Here is a 14,937-nt window from a genome sequence, read left to right as displayed (position 1 = left end):
CGATCCGGTCCTCTAAAGGAAATCAATAATGACATTCGCAAGAACCTTGGCCGCCATTGCCCTGTTGGGCACGGCGGGCGCCGCGCAGGCGCATTTCGTTTGGTTGGAACGCAGCGCCGAGGGACCGGCCAAGGCGTATTTCGGGGAATGGGCGGATGACGTGCGCGAAAAGCGTGACGGCCTGCTCGGCAAGATCATGGTCGCGCCCGTCGTTACGGGCGCCGATGGCAAGCCGCTGAAGGCCTCGGGCGAAGGCGCCGACTTCCTCGAATTCGCGGCGGCGGGCAAGGGCGACGTGCGCTTGCGCCAGGCCTACCAGTTCAAGGACACCCTGGTGCAGTACGGCGCCAAGGCCGGCCGCGCGGACACCGAGGGCAAGCTGGACCTGGAACTCGTGCCGGTCGCGGCGGGGACCAACGCCTTCGTGCTGCAGTTCAAGGGCAAGCCGCTGGCGAAGACGGAAGTCACCGTATTCGGCCCGCCCAAGTGGGAGAAGCGCTTCCACAGCGATGAGAACGGCCGCATCGAAATCACCACCCCGTGGCCCGGCCAGTACGTGCTCGAAGCCGCCCACGTCGAAGACAAGGCGGGCGAGGCCGACGGCAAGGCATACGCCAAGATCCGCTACGTTTCCACTACTACCTTCAACGTGTCCCAGTGAAAGCTCCCGCTGCCGGCGCAGGCATGATGCGCTACCGTCTGGCCGTCTTTTCCAGGGCGGCGGCCGCCATCCTGGGCGGCTATGTTCTGGCGTCGGCGGCAGCCGCCTGCCTGGCGATCTGGCTGCCCATGCGGCGGCCGGACGCCGTGGTCACGGCGCAGATGCTGTCCTTTGTGTTCTACGCCTGCGGCGTGATCTGGGTTTTTGCCACGCGCAATGCCTGGCGCGCCTGGGCCGGCGTGCTGGCGCCCGCCGCGCTCCTGGGCGGGCTGTTCGCGATCGGCCGCGCGATGGGGGCGGCATGAAGGCGAAAGTGGAAAAGGCGCCGGGCGAGGAAGGCCTGCGCCAATCCATGTCCTGGCTGCACACCTGGTCGGGACTGATCTTCGGCTGGGTGCTGTTCGCGATGTTCCTGACCGGCACGCTGGCGTTCTTCCGCCCCGAGATCACGGCCTGGATGCAGCCCGAGATCCAGACGCGGCCCGCGCCTGCGGCGCAGTCCGTGACTGCTGCACAGAACTACCTGGCGGAACATGCGCCCGACGCCACGCGCTGGTTCATCACGCCGCCGTCCGACCGCGAACCGCTCATCCAACTGCTCTACCAAGTGCCCAAGCCCAAGCCGGGCGAACGCGGTTTCGTGCGCGTGAAGCTGGACCCCGCCACCGGCCAGGCCCTGACCGCGCGCGAGACGCGTGGCGGCGACTTCTTCTACCGCTTCCATTTCGAACTGGAAACCGCGTTTCCCTGGGGGCGCTGGCTGGCCAGCATCGCCGGCATGTTCATGCTGGTGGCCATCATCAGCGGCATCATCACCCACAAGAAGATATTCACCGACTTCTTCACGTTCCGGCCCGGGAAAGGCGGGCAGCGCGCCTGGATGGACGGCCACAACGCCTTGTCCGTGCTGGGGCTGCCGTTCCACCTGATGATCACGTTCAGCGGGCTGGTGCTATTCATGGCCATGCTGATGCCGGCGGGCATACTGGCCGTCTACGAGAGCCCCAGGCAGTATTCCGACGAGGTCTTCAAGTCCTTCAGGATCACTCCCGCGCGCAACGAGCCCGCGCCGCTGACCGCGCTGGCGCCGCTGGTGGAGCAGGCGCAGCAGCACTGGCAAGGCGGCCGGGTGGGGCGCATCACCGTCAATCATCCCGGCGATGCCGGCGCGACCGTGACCCTGGTGCGCGACGCCGCGGATGGCGTGTCGTTCGGCAAGCTGGCGCCCTACATGCGTTTTGACGGCGTCACGGGCGCATTCCAGGAAGGCGAGGACGAGCTCGGCGCCACGGCGCGTACGGCGGGCGTCATCGTCGGCCTGCACCTGGGATTGTTTGCCGAACCGTTTTTGCGCTGGCTCTATTTCCTGGTCAGCATGGCGGGCACGGCGATGGTGGGCACGGGCCTGGTCCTGTGGATCGCCAAGCGGCGGCAGAAGGCGCGTCCGGGGGCGCGCGAAGCGTTTTCGTTGCGCCTGGTCGATGCGCTCAACGCCGGCACGGTCGCTGGCCTGTTCATCTCGATCGCCGCCTTTTTTTGGGCCAACCGCCTCCTGCCGATCGACCTGGCGGGCAGGCAGTTCTGGGAATCGCGCGCCTTCTTCGCCGTCTGGGGCTTGTCGCTGGTCTACGCCTTCCTGTTCCAGCGCAGCAAGTGGCGCGACCTGTTGGCCGCGGCCGCGGCCTCCCTGGCGCTGGTGCCGGTGGTCAACGCCCTGACGACCTCGCGCCATCTCGGGGTGTCGCTGCCTGCGGGCGATTGGGTCATGGCTGGTTTTGACCTGACCTGCCTGGCCGGGGCGCTGCTGCTGGCCTGGATGGCGCGCAAGGCGGCCCGCGCCAGCAAAGCGGGCGCCAAGGCGCCCGCCAAGGGCCGCGCCGCATCCAAGCCGTCCCAGCCCGCCTACGAACCTAGAGGTGATACGCCATGACGCTAGCTGCCTTCTGCCTGGCCTACGCGGGCTTTTCCGCCCTGTGCCTGGGCATGGACCGCCACTACGAAGACCTGTTCGACCGCGCGCTGCCGCGGCGTCACAGGTTGCCTTTGCGCCTGTTCGGCTGGGGGGCGCTGGCTTTGTCCTTGTGCGCCTCGGCGGCGGTCTGGGGCTGGAGCTACGGCACGGTGGAATGGATCGGCATTCTGAGCATCGCCGGGCTGCTCCTGATCTGGTTCCTGACGTTCCGGCCGCGCGCCGCGCTGACCGCGGGCGGGCTGTGCGCGCTGGCGGCGCCAGTGTTGGCCGTCCTGTAGCCGCGCGCCCGGCAAGTTACACTGGGCGTTTCCCCCAGCAAACGCCTCTTCGCCTCATGAATACCCGCGTCCTCACCGGCATCACCACCTCTGGAACTCCCCACCTCGGCAACTACGCGGGCGCGATCCGTCCCGCCGTTCAGGCCAGCGCGCAGCCCGGCGTGGACGCATTCTTCTTCATGGCGGATTACCACGCCCTCATCAAGTGCGACGACCCTGCCCGCGTGGCGCGCTCGCGCCTTGAAATCGCCGCGACCTGGCTGGCGGTGGGCCTGGACCACGAGCGCGTGACCTTCTACCGCCAGTCGGACATCCCCGAGATCCCCGAGCTGACCTGGCTGTTGAACTGCGTCACGGCCAAGGGCCTGATGAACCGGGCGCACGCCTATAAGGCGTCGGTGGACCAGAACACGGAAAAGGGTCTGGAACCGGACGATGGCGTGACCATGGGCCTGTTCTCGTACCCGGTGCTGATGGCCGCTGACATCGTCATGTTCAACGCCAACAAGGTGCCGGTGGGCCGTGACCAGATCCAGCATCTGGAAATGGCGCGCGACATCGCCCAGCGCTTCAACCACCTGTACGGCCGCGACTATTTCACGCTGCCGGAAGTGGTGATCGAAGAAGACGTGGCGACCTTGCCGGGCCTGGACGGCCGCAAGATGTCCAAGAGCTACAACAACACCATTCCGCTGTTCGAGGGCGGCGCCAGCGCGCTGCGCGCGGCGGTGATGCGCATCGTGACCGATTCGCGCGCGCCGGGCGAACCCAAGGACGCCGAGAACTCGCACCTGTACACCATCTACCGCGCCTTCGCCACGCACGAACAGGCTGCCGCACTGCGCAAGCAGCTCGAAGAAGGCATGGGCTGGGGCGAAGCCAAGCAGGCGCTGTACGACCACCTGGAAAACCTGCTGGCGCCCATGCGCGAGAAGTATTTCGACCTGATGGCCAACCCCGGCCGCATCGAAGACATCCTGCAGGCCGGCGCCGCCAAGGCGCGCAAGCTGGCCACGCCTTTCATGCAGGAACTGCGCCAGGCCGTGGGCCTGCGCAACTTGGAAGCCGGCTCGGGCGCCAAGGCCGCGCAGCCCAAGAAGGAAAAGGGCAAGGGCGCGCGCTTCGTCAGCTTCCGCGACGAGGACGGCAGCTTCCGTTTCCGCCTGCTGGCAGCGGATGGCGAGGAACTGCTGTTGTCGCAGCGTTTCGCCGATCCGAAGGAAGCCGGCGCGTTGATGCGCCGTCTGCAAGCGGAACCGGCCGATGCGGTGCTGAAGGCCGACGGGCAAGGCTATGCCGCGATGATCGACGGCGTGGCCGTGGCCACCGCGCCGGCTGGCGCGCAAGACGAATCCGGCGCCTTGCTGGAACGCGCGCGCGCCGCGCTGTCGTCTTTGTCGCAGGAATAAACCCAAGGGGCCGGCGCGCAGCCGGCCCGGCGGTTCAGGCCGCGCGGGCGCTGGCTACGATGCGCCCGTCGCGCACCTGGAAGCGCTGGGCGCTGCCCTGTCCGGCGATTTCCAGCATGTCGCCTTCCGTGTAGCCCGTGACATTCGGGCAGTCCAGCCATTCGGGGTTGATGAACGGGAAGTACTTGAGCGTGCCGCTGCCCTGGCTGGCAAAATCGAAGGTGGTGTTGGCGACCACTTCCGGATCCCATTGGCTGGCATCGAAAGTCAGCGCGCAACCCGCGCCGATACGGTAGGTGATGCTGGCGCCCATGCTGGCGAATCCCAGTGCGCCGACGTGCAACTGCGCCCCATTGCTCAATTCGATGATGCGGCTGCCCAGCCGCTCCAGCGTGATGTGCTTGAAACTGACTTCGGCGCCATCGACAAGCAGGTGCGAATACTGGCCCAGGGTGATTTCGCTGTAGACGCCGCTGGCGTTGGCTTCCTCAGCGGTGAGGGTTGCCGTTTCATTGGCGGCAAGCGTGATGGTATGGGACATGGCTGGGCGGATCTCCGGTCGTTCGGGGCAGGGCGCTGTTGTTCTTGTGCTGCTCCCCGGCAGGCGCTATGCGCCTTGGCTCGCCTGCTCGCGGGGGGCTTGTGCCGCCTTGCGGCCTGGCGCCGCCGGGTTTTATTATTTGGACACAATTAGATATTTTCTATCATTTTTGATAGGTTTGGCTTGAGAGAAAACAAGTAACCCGCCTCTTTACGGGTAAGCCCTAGGTAAAAAAAACCGGCGCATCAGGCGCCGGTTTTCCGTGGGGCGGGTCTCGCTCAACGCTTGAGCTTGGCGAACGCGTCCGCCATGGCGCTGTTCATGCCGGCGCCGGCCCCGGCGCCGCCGCGGCTGCCGTCGCCCTGCGGACGGCGGTTGCGGTCGCCGCCCTTGGGGGCGTCGCCGCTGCGGCGGGCGGGAGCTGCGGTGTCGTTCAGGCGCATGGTCAACGCGACGCGCTTGCGCGCCACGTCCACTTCCAGCACCTTCACGCTGACCGTCTGGCCCACCCGCACGACGTCGCGCGGATCCTTCACGAACTTTTCGGCAAGGGCCGAGATGTGGACCAGGCCGTCCTGGTGCACGCCGATGTCCACGAACGCGCCGAAGTTCGCCACGTTGGTCACAACGCCTTCCAGCACCATGCCCGGGTACAGGTCGTTCAGGGTTTCGACGCCTTCCTTGAACTGCGCCGTCTTGAACTCCGGACGCGGATCGCGGCCGGGCTTTTCCAGTTCGGCGAAGATGTCGCGCACCGTCGGCAGACCGAAGCGCTCGTCGGTGAAGTCGGACGGCGACACGCCCTTGAGCGCTTCGCGCTGGCCGATGATCTGCTTCACCTCGGCCTTGATCTTGGCGACGATGCGTTCGACCACCGGATAGGCTTCGGGGTGAACCGACGAGGCGTCCAGCGGGTTGTCGCCGTTGGGAATGCGCAGGAAGCCCGCGGCTTGTTCGAATGCCTTGTCGCCAAAGCGCGGCACCTTGCGCAGGATCTCGCGGGTCGGGAAGGCGCCGTTCTCGTCGCGCCAGGCGACGATGTTCTTGGCCAGCAGCGAATTCAGGCCGGACACGCGGGCCAGCAGGGCGGCCGACGCGGTGTTCACGTCCACGCCCACGGCGTTCACGCAATCCTCGACCACGGCGTCCAGCGAACGCGCCAGCTCGCGCTGGTTGACGTCGTGCTGGTACTGGCCCACGCCGATGGCCTTGGGATCGATCTTGACCAGTTCGGCCAGCGGATCCTGCAGGCGGCGGGCGATGGACACCGCGCCGCGCAACGTCACGTCCAGGTCGGGGAATTCCTGGGCCGCGGTTTCAGACGCCGAATAGACGGAAGCGCCGGCCTCGGAGACCACCACGCGGGTGACCTTCAGGTCCGGGAAGCGTTCCATCATGTCGCCCACCAGCTTCTCGCTTTCGCGCGAGGCGGTGCCGTTGCCGATGGCGATCAGGTCGACCTTGTGGCGCGCCACCAGGGCGGCCAGCGTGTTGATGGTGCCGTCGCGGTCGCGGCGCGGTTCGAACGGGTAGACGGTGGTGGTGTCCACGACCTTGCCGGTCTGGTCGATCACGGCGACCTTGCAACCGGTGCGGATGCCGGGGTCCAGGCCCAGCACGGCCTTGGGGCCGGCGGGCGCGGCCAGCAGCAGGTCCTTCAGGTTGGCGGCGAACACCCGGATGGCTTCGGCTTCGCCGCTTTCGCGCAGGCGGCCGATCAGCTCGCTTTCGAACGCCGTCAGCAGCTTCACGCGCCAGGTCCAGCGGCAGACTTCGCCCAGCCAGCGCGCGCGCGGCGTGGCGTCCAGCGCGAACAGGCCGTTGCCCAGCTTCAGGAAGCCGGCGATGCGGGCCACGCAGGGATGCGGCGTCTGCGCTTCCAGTTCGGCTTCCAGGCCCAGGCGCAGTTCCAGCACGCCTTGCTGGCGGCCGCGCAGCAGCGCCAGGATACGGTGCGAGGGCAGGGTGCGCAGCGGTTCGTTGAAGTCGAACCAGTCGCGGAAATTGGCGCCCTCGGTTTCCTTGCCGTCGACCACCTTGGAATGGATCAGGCCGGTGGACCACAGGTGCTCGCGCATGTCGGCCAGCAGATCCGCGTTTTCCGCGTAGCGCTCGGCCAGGATGTCGCGCGCGCCGTCGAGCGCGGCCTTGGCGTCGTTGATGGACGCTTCGGGATTCAGGTATTGCGCGGCGAGCGCGGCGGGGTCGCAGGCGGGATCGGCGAGGATGCCGTCGGCCAGCGGCTCCAGGCCCGCTTCGCGGGCGATCTGGGCGCGGGTGCGGCGCTTGGGCTTGTACGGCGCGTACAAGTCTTCCAGGCGCTGCTTGGTGTCGGCCGTGGCGATTTCCTGCTGCAGCGCTTGCGTGAGCTTGCCCTGTTGCGAGATGGATTCAAGAATGGAGCCGCGGCGCTCTTCGAGTTCGCGCAGATAGCCCAGGCGCACTTCGAGATTGCGCAGCACGGTATCGTCCAGGCCGCCCGTGGCTTCCTTGCGATAGCGGGCGATGAAGGGCACGGTGGCGCCATCGTCCAGGAGTTCCACCGCCGAAGCGATCTGGGAGGCGCGCGTGCCCAGCTCGGTGGCGAGCTGCGCGACGATGCGGGCGTTGTCGACGCCGGCGGCGACGTACGTGATAGCGGAAGTTTCAGACATCTCGATACGACGACAAAAAGGAAAAACAAGGGGCGGATTGTGCCATAAGCCGCTGTTACAAAACGTGCCAGGGTGGACGGATATGTCCCCCTCGCGACGGCCTGGCGGCCAATCCACGGCCCGGCAGCGGGTATCATTTGGTCCTTTCCCACCCAAGTGTCTGGCGCCCGAACCGCAACCGGCACCGGTTCACCGTTGACTCGCTATGCTGGACCTGGATATCTCCGAATTCTTCGACGCCGACGGGCCTTTGGCCACGGCTTTGCCCGGCTACAAGCCCCGGCCTTCACAGGTCGAACTCTCGCAGGCCATAGGGCAGGCCATCCAGGACCGCGCCACCTTGGTGGCGGAGGCAGGCACCGGCATCGGCAAAACCTGGGCCTATCTTGTACCCGCCTTCATCCAGGGCGGCAAGGTGCTGATTTCCACGGGTACGCGCACCCTGCAGGACCAGCTTTTCGCCCGTGACCTGCCGCGCGTACGCGCGGCGTTGGCCGCGCCGGTGACGGCCGCGCTGCTCAAGGGCCGCGGCAACTACGTCTGTCATTACCACCTGGACCGCCTGCAGGGCGACGAGCGCGCGCTGAAGTCGCGCACCGAAATCCAGCAGTTGCGCCAGATCCAGGTGTTCGCGGGCATTTCCAAGACGGGCGACCGCGGCGACCTGGCGCAGGTACCCGAAGACGCCGACATCTGGCAGCGCGTGACCTCCACGCGCGAGAACTGCCTGGGCCAGGAATGCCCGCGCATCCGCGACTGCTTCGTGGTGAAGGCGCGCCGCCAGGCGCAGGAAGCCGACGTGGTAGTCGTCAACCATGCCCTGTTCATGGCCGACCTGGTGCTGCGCGAAGAGGGCGTGACCGACCTGCTGCCCGAAGCGGACACCGTGATCTTCGACGAAGCGCACCAGTTGCCGGACACGGCCACCCGCTTTCTGGGCAGCAGCGTGTCCACGCACCAGTTGCTGGATTTCGGCCGCGCGCTGGAAGCGGCCGGCCTGGCCTACGCGCGCGAAGCCGCCAAATGGAGCGACGTCAGCCGCCATGTGGAAACGGCGGCGCGCGAGCTGCGCCTGGTCTGTGCGCCGCTGGACCGTATGCCCGGCCGCAAGGCGACTTTCGAGGCCATCCCCAATCCCGAGGAATTCGACGAAGCGCTGTTGGCGCTGCGCGAGGCCGTGGACGGCGCGGCCAAGGCGCTGGGCGCGGTGGCCGAAAAGCACCCGGACCTGATGGCGGCCGCGCGCAGCGGCGCCGAGATTTCGGTGCGGCTGAAGCGCTGGGCCACGCCGGGACGGGCGGGCGCAGACCATTCCGACGAAGGCTGGGGCCGCGACGACCAGGCGTCCGAACCCGTCGTGCAATCGGCGCTGGGCGACGGACTGCCCACGCCTGCCGCCATCCTGGAGGGCGCGGCCGCCGCGGAACAATGGACCGGCCCGGCGGTGCGCTGGGTCGAACACGGGCAGCACCACGTGCGCCTGCATTCGGCGCCGCTGTCGGTGGCCCAGGCGTTTTCCAAGTACCGCAAGCCTGGCCAGGCCTGGATCATGACCTCGGCCACGCTGTCCGTGAACGGCGAGTTCACGCACTTCACCAGCCAGCTGGGGCTGGAGAAGGCGCGCACGGGCAAATGGGAATCGCCCTTCGACTATCCCGAACAGGCCTTGCTGTTCGTGCCGCGCGGCATGCCCGAACCGCAATCGCCGCAGTTCCTCGACCGCTTCGTGCAGACCCTGCTGCCGCTGCTGGAGGCCAGCCCCGGCGGCACGCTGGTGCTGTGCACGACGCTGCGCGCGGTGGACAAGGTCGCCAACCTGCTGGCCGACGCCTTCGACGATGCCGGCCATGAATGGCCATTGCTCAAGCAGGGCGAGGGCACGCGCCGTGATCTGCTGGACCGCTTCTGCAAACTGGAGCATCCGGTGCTGGTGGGCAGCGCCAGTTTCTGGGAAGGCATAGACCTGCCCGGCGACGTGCTGACCCTGGTGGCGATCGACAAGCTGCCGTTCGCGCCGCCCGACGATCCGGTCATCGAGGCGCGCCTGCGCGCCTGCCGTGCGCATGGCGGCAATCCCTTTGCGGAATACCAACTGCCCGAAGCCGCGATCTCGCTCAAGCAGGGCGCGGGCCGTCTGATCCGTACGGAATCGGACTGGGGCGTGCTCATGGTGGGCGACGCGCGCCTGGTCGAAAAGCCTTATGGCAAGCGCCTGTGGCGCGGTCTGCCGCCGTTCGCGCGGACGCGCGAACTGGAAGAAGTACTGGCGTTCTACCGGCGCAAGCAGGATCCGCAGGACTAGCGGCCGTTCACGCCACAATCAGCCAGCCCTGGGGCTGCCCGCGCCAGCGGGCGCCCCTGCCAGCCGCCTCAGGCCGCGACCCGTTCCGTCCGCCGCGACATCGCCCACCACCCGGTCATGACCGCGGCCAGGCCCACGATGGGCAGCATGGCGGCGTTCAACGTTTCCCAGCCCATGCGCACGAGCGCCGGACCCGCGGCCAGCGTGGCCAGGGCGGTGGTGGCGTAGCGCAGCATTTCGGCGGCTCCTTGTACGCGCGCCCGTTCGGCGGGACGGTAGGACTGCGCCAGCAGCGTGGTGCCGCCGACGAACATGAAGTTCCAGCCCACGCCCAGGCAGAACAATGCCGCGTGGAAGGCCGTGAGCGAAGTCGATTGCATCGCGATCAGCGAGCAGGCCGCGTTCAACGCCATGCCCATGCCAAGCACGCGGGGCAGCCCCAGCCGGTTGATCAGCGCGCCGGCGAAGAAGGCCGGGGCGTACATGCCGATCAGGTGCCACTGCATGATGCTGGCGCCATCGGCGATGCTGTGCTGGCAGGCGACCGCGGCCAGCGGCGCGGCCGTCATGACAAACATCATCGACACCGAACCCACGACATTGTTGGCCAGGGCCGCCACGAAAATCGGCTGCCGCATGACCTCGCCCAAAGGACGGGCCGGCAGGCCTGCGGCCTGCGTGTCGGCGGGCTGGCCGCCTTCGCCTTCCTGATCGCGGTAGGCGATGAGCAGCAGCGCGCTGGCGGCTCCCAGCAGCGCCACCATCAGATAGGCGCCGGAAAAGATCGCGGCGGGGAAGATGTCCTTGGCCCAGGCCGCCAGCGCCGGCCCCGCGATGGCGGCGATGACGCCGCCCGTCAGGACCACGGATATGGCGCGGCTCTTGGCCTCGGCGGGTACCGCGTCGGCGGCGGCCAGGCGGTAGTACTGCGCAAACGCCTGGAACACGCCGACCAGCGCCGTGCCCAGGCAGAAGAGCCAGAAGTCGCTGGCGAACACCGCGGCCACGGAAATCAGCCCGCCGGCCGCGCCCGCCAGCGATCCCAGCATGAAGCCCGCACGGCGGCCGATGCGCTGCATGAGCAGCGATGCATACCAGGTGACCGCGGCGCCCGCCACGGTGATCAGCGCGAACGGCAGCGTGGCCAGGGCCGGATGCGGCGCCAGCATCTGGCCGGTCAGCGCCGTCAGGGTCAGGTCGATGGAGATCGCCGCGATGTACAGGCCCTGGCAGACGGCGAGGATGCGGGCATTGCGCAGGCCGCGCGTGGAGGAGGTCATGGCTGTGGGAGTCCGGAGGATTGACAGGCCCCACTCTAGCGCCGGAAACTATGGCAAGAATGACTATTTTCCCTCATTTCATGCCATGACCCATCGCGTTTGCATCCTGCCCGTACCCAACTTCCAGCTGCTCGACATGGCAGGCCCGCTGTCGGTCTTCCAGATCGCTGCCGAACTGGTGCCGGGCGCCTACGAAGTGGCCGTGGCGTCGGCCGAAGGCGGCCTGGTCCGCTGTTCGGCCGGCGTGCCCGTGCTGACGCGGCCCTGGCGCGGTCTGCGCGCCGACACCGTGCTGGTGCCGGGTGGCCAGGGCGCGCGCGAACCCCAGGCGGCCCCGGCTATGCTGGCCTATCTGCGCGCCGCGCATGCGCGCGGCCGGCGCGTGGCCAGCGTCTGCACCGGCGCGTTCGTGCTGGCGCAGGCCGGCATCCTGCAAGGGCGCCGCGTGACCACCCACTGGCGTCATGCCGCCGAACTGCAGCAGCGCCATCCTGCGCTTGCGGTGGAAGCGGACCGCATCTACGTCGAGGACCGCGCGGTCTGGACCTCGGCGGGCATCACGGCCGGCATCGACCTGGCGCTGGCCATGGTGCAGGCGGACCACGGCGAGGCGGTCGCCCGCGCCACCGCCCGCGAGATGGTGGTCTATCACCGGCGCACGGGAGGGCAGTCGCAGTTCTCTGCATTGCAGGACCTGGCGCCAGCCAGCGGACGCATGCGCGAGGTGCTGGCCCATGTGGGCCAGCACCTGGACGAAGTCCTGGACATCGAGCGCCTGGCCGGCGTGGCCTGCCTGAGTCCGCGCCAGTTCTGCCGCCAGTTCAAGCTGGAAACCGGGCAGACCCCGGCCAAGGCCGTGGAGCGCGTGCGCGCCGAGGCTGCGCGTGAACTGGTCGAGGAAGGCGAGGCCGGCATGGATGCCATCGCGCGCCGGGTGGGCTTCGGCGATACGGAGCGCATGCGCCGCGCCTTCATCCGCATCTACGGGCAGCCGCCGCAAGCGCTGCGGCGCGGCGCGCCGGCATGAAAAAGCCCCTGCGTGGCAGGGGCTTTGCTTGGTGCGGCGGGCGTTACGTCAGTTGAACGGGTTCCACCAGCTCTTGTCGGCCTTCAGGCCCTTGGTCTTGAATTCGCTGTTGGGGAAGTTCTTGTCGTACACGCGCTGCGAGTCGTTCTTCAGTTCGGTCAGGCCGAGCTTGTCGTAGGACTCGACCATCAGATAGAGCGCTTCCTCGGTGGCGGGGGCGCCTTCGAAGTCGGTGATGACGGTCTGCGCACGGTTGGCCGCGGCCACGTAGGCGCCGCGCTCGTAGTAGTAGCGGGCGACGTGCACTTCGTTCATGGCGATGGTGTTGACCAGCCAGGCGACGCGCTTCTCGGCATCCACCGTGTACTTGCTGTCCGGGTAGCGCTTGATCAGCTCGTTGAACGCGTCGTAGGACGCGCGCAGGCCCTTGGGATCGCGCTCGGCGGGATCCTGGCCGGTGATGCTGCTCATGAAGGCGCTGGCCGGGGTGAAGTTGATCAGGCCCTTCAGGTAAAGGGCGTAGTCGGTGCCGGGGTGATTGGGGTAGAGCTGCTGGAAGCGGTCGATGGCGGCCAGGGCCTGCTCGTTTTCGCCGTCCTTCCAGTTGACGTAGGCAAGCTCAAGCAGGGCTTGCTGGGCGTAGACGCCGAAGGGGTAGCGGCTTTCGATCGCGGTCAGCCGTTCGCGCGCTTCTTTCCAGCCGCCCGAGGCCATTTCCGCCTTGGCGTCTGCGTAGAGCTGTTCGGCGCTCCAGTTGGTGGTCTTGTCGTACTTGCTGTTGCTCGAGCCGCAACCGGCGATGACCATCACGGCGAGCAGCGCGATAACCACGCGCAAGACCGGCCCGCTTCGGGAGGCGGGATTCGAGGGAGCTGCGGAGTGGTGAATCACGAGAATCGTATCCTTGGTGTTAGCATGCAAGGCTGATTATATGATTTGTCTCCATGTCTGATACAGCCTCCGGCGCGGATCTCGTTTCCGACGACGAACTCCTGGGTATTTCCGAAGAAAACCCGCAGGGGGAACCGCAATTTGTAACAGTGCCTTCCGGCACGCGCGCCGACCGGTTGGACAAGGTGCTCGCGGGGCTGATGCCCGAGCATTCCCGCAGCCGGCTGCAGGGCTGGATCGAGGCCGGCAACGTCCACGTGAACGGCAAGCCCGGCAAGATCCGCCAGACGGTCGGACCCGACGACGAACTCACCGTCTGGCCCCAGCCCGCGCCCGAAACCCTGGCCTTCGCGCCCGAACCCGTGGAGTTCGCGGTCGTGGCCGAAAGCCCCGACTGGATCGTGGTGAACAAGCCCGCCGGCCTGGTGACGCATCCTGGCGCTGGCAACTGGAGCGGCACGCTGCTCAACGGCCTGCTGTACCGCTATCCCGAACTGGCGCAGGTGGCGCGCGCCGGCATCGTGCACCGCCTGGACAAGGACACCTCCGGCCTGATGGTCGTGGCGCGCAACGAAACCGCCCAGACCCACCTGGTGCGCCAATTGCAGGCGCGCAGCATGGGCCGCGAGTACGTGGCGCTGGTCCACGGCTGGCTGGCCGCGGCCGGCAAGGTCGATCGTCCCATCGGCCGCGATGCGCGCGTGCCGGTCCGCATGAGCGTGGAGCGCCCGGTGGCGCCCAAGCCCGCCATCACCCATTACATGCCCGCCCGCCGCGGCGAGGCGGAACCCGGCGGCCGCGTCACCGAAGTGGTGTGCCGCCTGGAAACCGGCCGCACCCATCAGATCCGCGTGCACATGGCCAGCCTGGGGCATCCGCTGCTGGCCGATACCATCTACGGCGGCAAGAACATTGCGGGCGCGCAGCGGCAGATGCTGCATGCGCGCGCGCTGCATTTCGAAGATCCGGGCGGTCGCGGCGAAGTCGACTTCACCGCGGCCGTGCCTCCCGACATGAGCTTGGTCCAGGAAGAGATTGCATGGAACGCGTAGTGGCAGGCTTGCCGGTGGTGACGGGCCCGCAATGGCCGGGCGTGAACTACTTCTGCACGACCCGGGCAGGGGGCGTGGGCGTCGCGCCGCACGACACCTTGAATCTGGGCCGCCGCGCCGGGGACGATCCGGACACGGTGACTGAGAACCGGCGCCGCGTGCGCGCTGCGCTGCCGGCCGAACCCCTGTGGCTGCGTCAGGTCCATGGCAGCGTAGTGGTGGATGCCGATCAGGCCGACCTGCCGGACGAGCCGGCGGTCGACGCCAGCGTCACGGCGCAACCCGGCCGCGTGCTGGCCGTGATGGTTGCCGATTGCCTGCCCGTGGTCATCGCCGATGCGCAAGGCACGGTGCTGGGCGCGGCGCATGCCGGCTGGCGCGGCCTGTCGGGCGGCGTGCTGGAGAACACGCTCGCGGCCATGCGCGCCAAGGCGCCGCAGGCCTCGGGCTGGCGCGCCTGGGTCGGCCCCGGCATCGGCCCGCAGGCGTTCGAGGTCGGGCAGGACGTACTGGACGCGTTCACCAAGGACGATCCGGCAACCCTGCGCTACTTCACGCCGCGGCCGGGCATTTCCGGAAAATGGCTGGCCGACCTCGCCGGATTGGCTGATTTCCGCCTGCGCCGCGCCGGAGTACAAGAAGTGTCCTTGAGCGGGATGTGCACGGTGGCCGGGGCGGACCGGTTCTTCTCGTACCGCCGCGACGGCGAAACCGGACGCATGGCTTTGCTGGCCTGGCTAGGCCCGGTTTGATCTGGCGCAAGGCCCGCAGCCGGCCTTGCGTCATACCCTGTCAGGCCTCCTTGTATACCCGCATTGACAGTCCCGGACCCGGAATGCAACATCAATCGCGTAGTTTCGATAACAAGGT

13 protein-coding genes are annotated in these 14,937 nt (G+C 67.8%); 9 read left to right on the top strand and 4 right to left on the bottom strand.

The annotated features are described in order from the left end of the window. Positions 1 to 28: 28 nt before the first annotated feature. Genes DXK93_RS19770 through DXK93_RS19750 form a run of 5 tightly spaced genes read left to right on the top strand, consistent with a single transcriptional unit; the run spans position 29 to position 4,320 of the window. Positions 29 to 661, top strand: a complete 633-nt coding sequence (locus tag DXK93_RS19770) for a DUF4198 domain-containing protein (RefSeq protein ID WP_119450933.1) — start codon at positions 29 to 31, stop codon at positions 659 to 661. A 23-nt stretch (positions 662 to 684) separates the two neighbouring features. Continuing rightward, the gene (locus tag DXK93_RS19765) at positions 685 to 966 is read left to right on the top strand and encodes a DUF3649 domain-containing protein (RefSeq protein WP_054450781.1); all 282 of its coding nucleotides are present in this window, start codon (positions 685 to 687) and stop codon (positions 964 to 966) included. Then, positions 963 to 2,591 carry a PepSY domain-containing protein gene (locus tag DXK93_RS19760; RefSeq protein WP_054450783.1) on the top strand — a complete coding sequence of 543 codons (1,629 nt, stop codon included), beginning with the start codon at positions 963 to 965 and terminating at the stop codon, positions 2,589 to 2,591. The genes DXK93_RS19765 and DXK93_RS19760 overlap by 4 nt, the downstream gene beginning before the upstream one ends. Next, positions 2,588 to 2,911, top strand: a complete 324-nt coding sequence (locus tag DXK93_RS19755; protein ID WP_054450784.1) for a DUF3325 domain-containing protein — start codon at positions 2,588 to 2,590, stop codon at positions 2,909 to 2,911. Before DXK93_RS19760 ends, DXK93_RS19755 begins: the two co-directional genes overlap by 4 nt. A 56-nt stretch (positions 2,912 to 2,967) precedes the next feature. Continuing rightward, entirely contained in the window at positions 2,968 to 4,320 is a 1,353-nt protein-coding gene (locus DXK93_RS19750) for a tryptophan--tRNA ligase (protein WP_054450785.1), read from the top strand. Between the two features lie 34 nt (positions 4,321 to 4,354). Here DXK93_RS19750 and DXK93_RS19745 read toward each other — a convergent pair whose 3' ends face one another. Beyond that, positions 4,355 to 4,861, bottom strand: a complete 507-nt coding sequence (locus DXK93_RS19745) for a hypothetical protein (RefSeq protein ID WP_054450787.1) — start codon at positions 4,859 to 4,861, stop codon at positions 4,355 to 4,357. A gap of 278 nt (positions 4,862 to 5,139) precedes the next feature. Continuing rightward, on the bottom strand, positions 5,140 to 7,515 hold the full coding sequence (gene tex / locus DXK93_RS19740; protein ID WP_054450789.1) for an RNA-binding transcriptional accessory protein Tex: 2,376 nt from the start codon (positions 7,513 to 7,515) through the stop codon (positions 5,140 to 5,142). 205 nt (positions 7,516 to 7,720) lie between these two features. On the opposite strand from tex, the gene DXK93_RS19735 reads away from it, so the two are divergent. Next, positions 7,721 to 9,817 carry an ATP-dependent DNA helicase gene (locus tag DXK93_RS19735; protein WP_119450932.1) on the top strand — a complete coding sequence of 699 codons (2,097 nt, stop codon included), beginning with the start codon at positions 7,721 to 7,723 and terminating at the stop codon, positions 9,815 to 9,817. Between the two features lie 68 nt (positions 9,818 to 9,885). Here DXK93_RS19735 and DXK93_RS19730 read toward each other — a convergent pair whose 3' ends face one another. Further along, positions 9,886 to 11,097 carry an MFS transporter gene (locus DXK93_RS19730; RefSeq protein ID WP_119450931.1) on the bottom strand — a complete coding sequence of 404 codons (1,212 nt, stop codon included), beginning with the start codon at positions 11,095 to 11,097 and terminating at the stop codon, positions 9,886 to 9,888. An 85-nt stretch (positions 11,098 to 11,182) separates the two neighbouring features. Between DXK93_RS19730 and DXK93_RS19725 the strand changes: the two genes are divergently transcribed. After that, complete coding sequence (locus DXK93_RS19725) at positions 11,183 to 12,124, top strand: GlxA family transcriptional regulator (RefSeq protein ID WP_054450795.1); 942 nt, start codon at positions 11,183 to 11,185, stop codon at positions 12,122 to 12,124. A gap of 48 nt (positions 12,125 to 12,172) precedes the next feature. Here DXK93_RS19725 and DXK93_RS19720 read toward each other — a convergent pair whose 3' ends face one another. After that, positions 12,173 to 12,931 carry an outer membrane protein assembly factor BamD gene (locus tag DXK93_RS19720; protein WP_233564578.1) on the bottom strand — a complete coding sequence of 253 codons (759 nt, stop codon included), beginning with the start codon at positions 12,929 to 12,931 and terminating at the stop codon, positions 12,173 to 12,175. A 137-nt stretch (positions 12,932 to 13,068) separates the two neighbouring features. On the opposite strand from DXK93_RS19720, the gene DXK93_RS19715 reads away from it, so the two are divergent. Both DXK93_RS19715 and pgeF read left to right on the top strand, forming a co-directional pair. After that, positions 13,069 to 14,067, top strand: a complete 999-nt coding sequence (locus DXK93_RS19715; RefSeq protein WP_119450930.1) for an RluA family pseudouridine synthase — start codon at positions 13,069 to 13,071, stop codon at positions 14,065 to 14,067. Beyond that, positions 14,055 to 14,819, top strand: coding sequence for a peptidoglycan editing factor PgeF (pgeF, locus tag DXK93_RS19710; protein ID WP_054450801.1), 765 nt, complete (start codon positions 14,055 to 14,057; stop codon positions 14,817 to 14,819). The genes DXK93_RS19715 and pgeF overlap by 13 nt, the downstream gene beginning before the upstream one ends. Positions 14,820 to 14,937: the final 118 nt, after the last annotated feature.

Source organism: Achromobacter sp. K91, from assembly GCF_003576205.1.
Classification (GTDB): domain Bacteria; phylum Pseudomonadota; class Gammaproteobacteria; order Burkholderiales; family Burkholderiaceae_B; genus Achromobacter; species Achromobacter aegrifaciens.
Note: the sequence above shows the minus strand (reverse complement) of the source record. Positions and strands in the feature narration are given on the sequence as shown.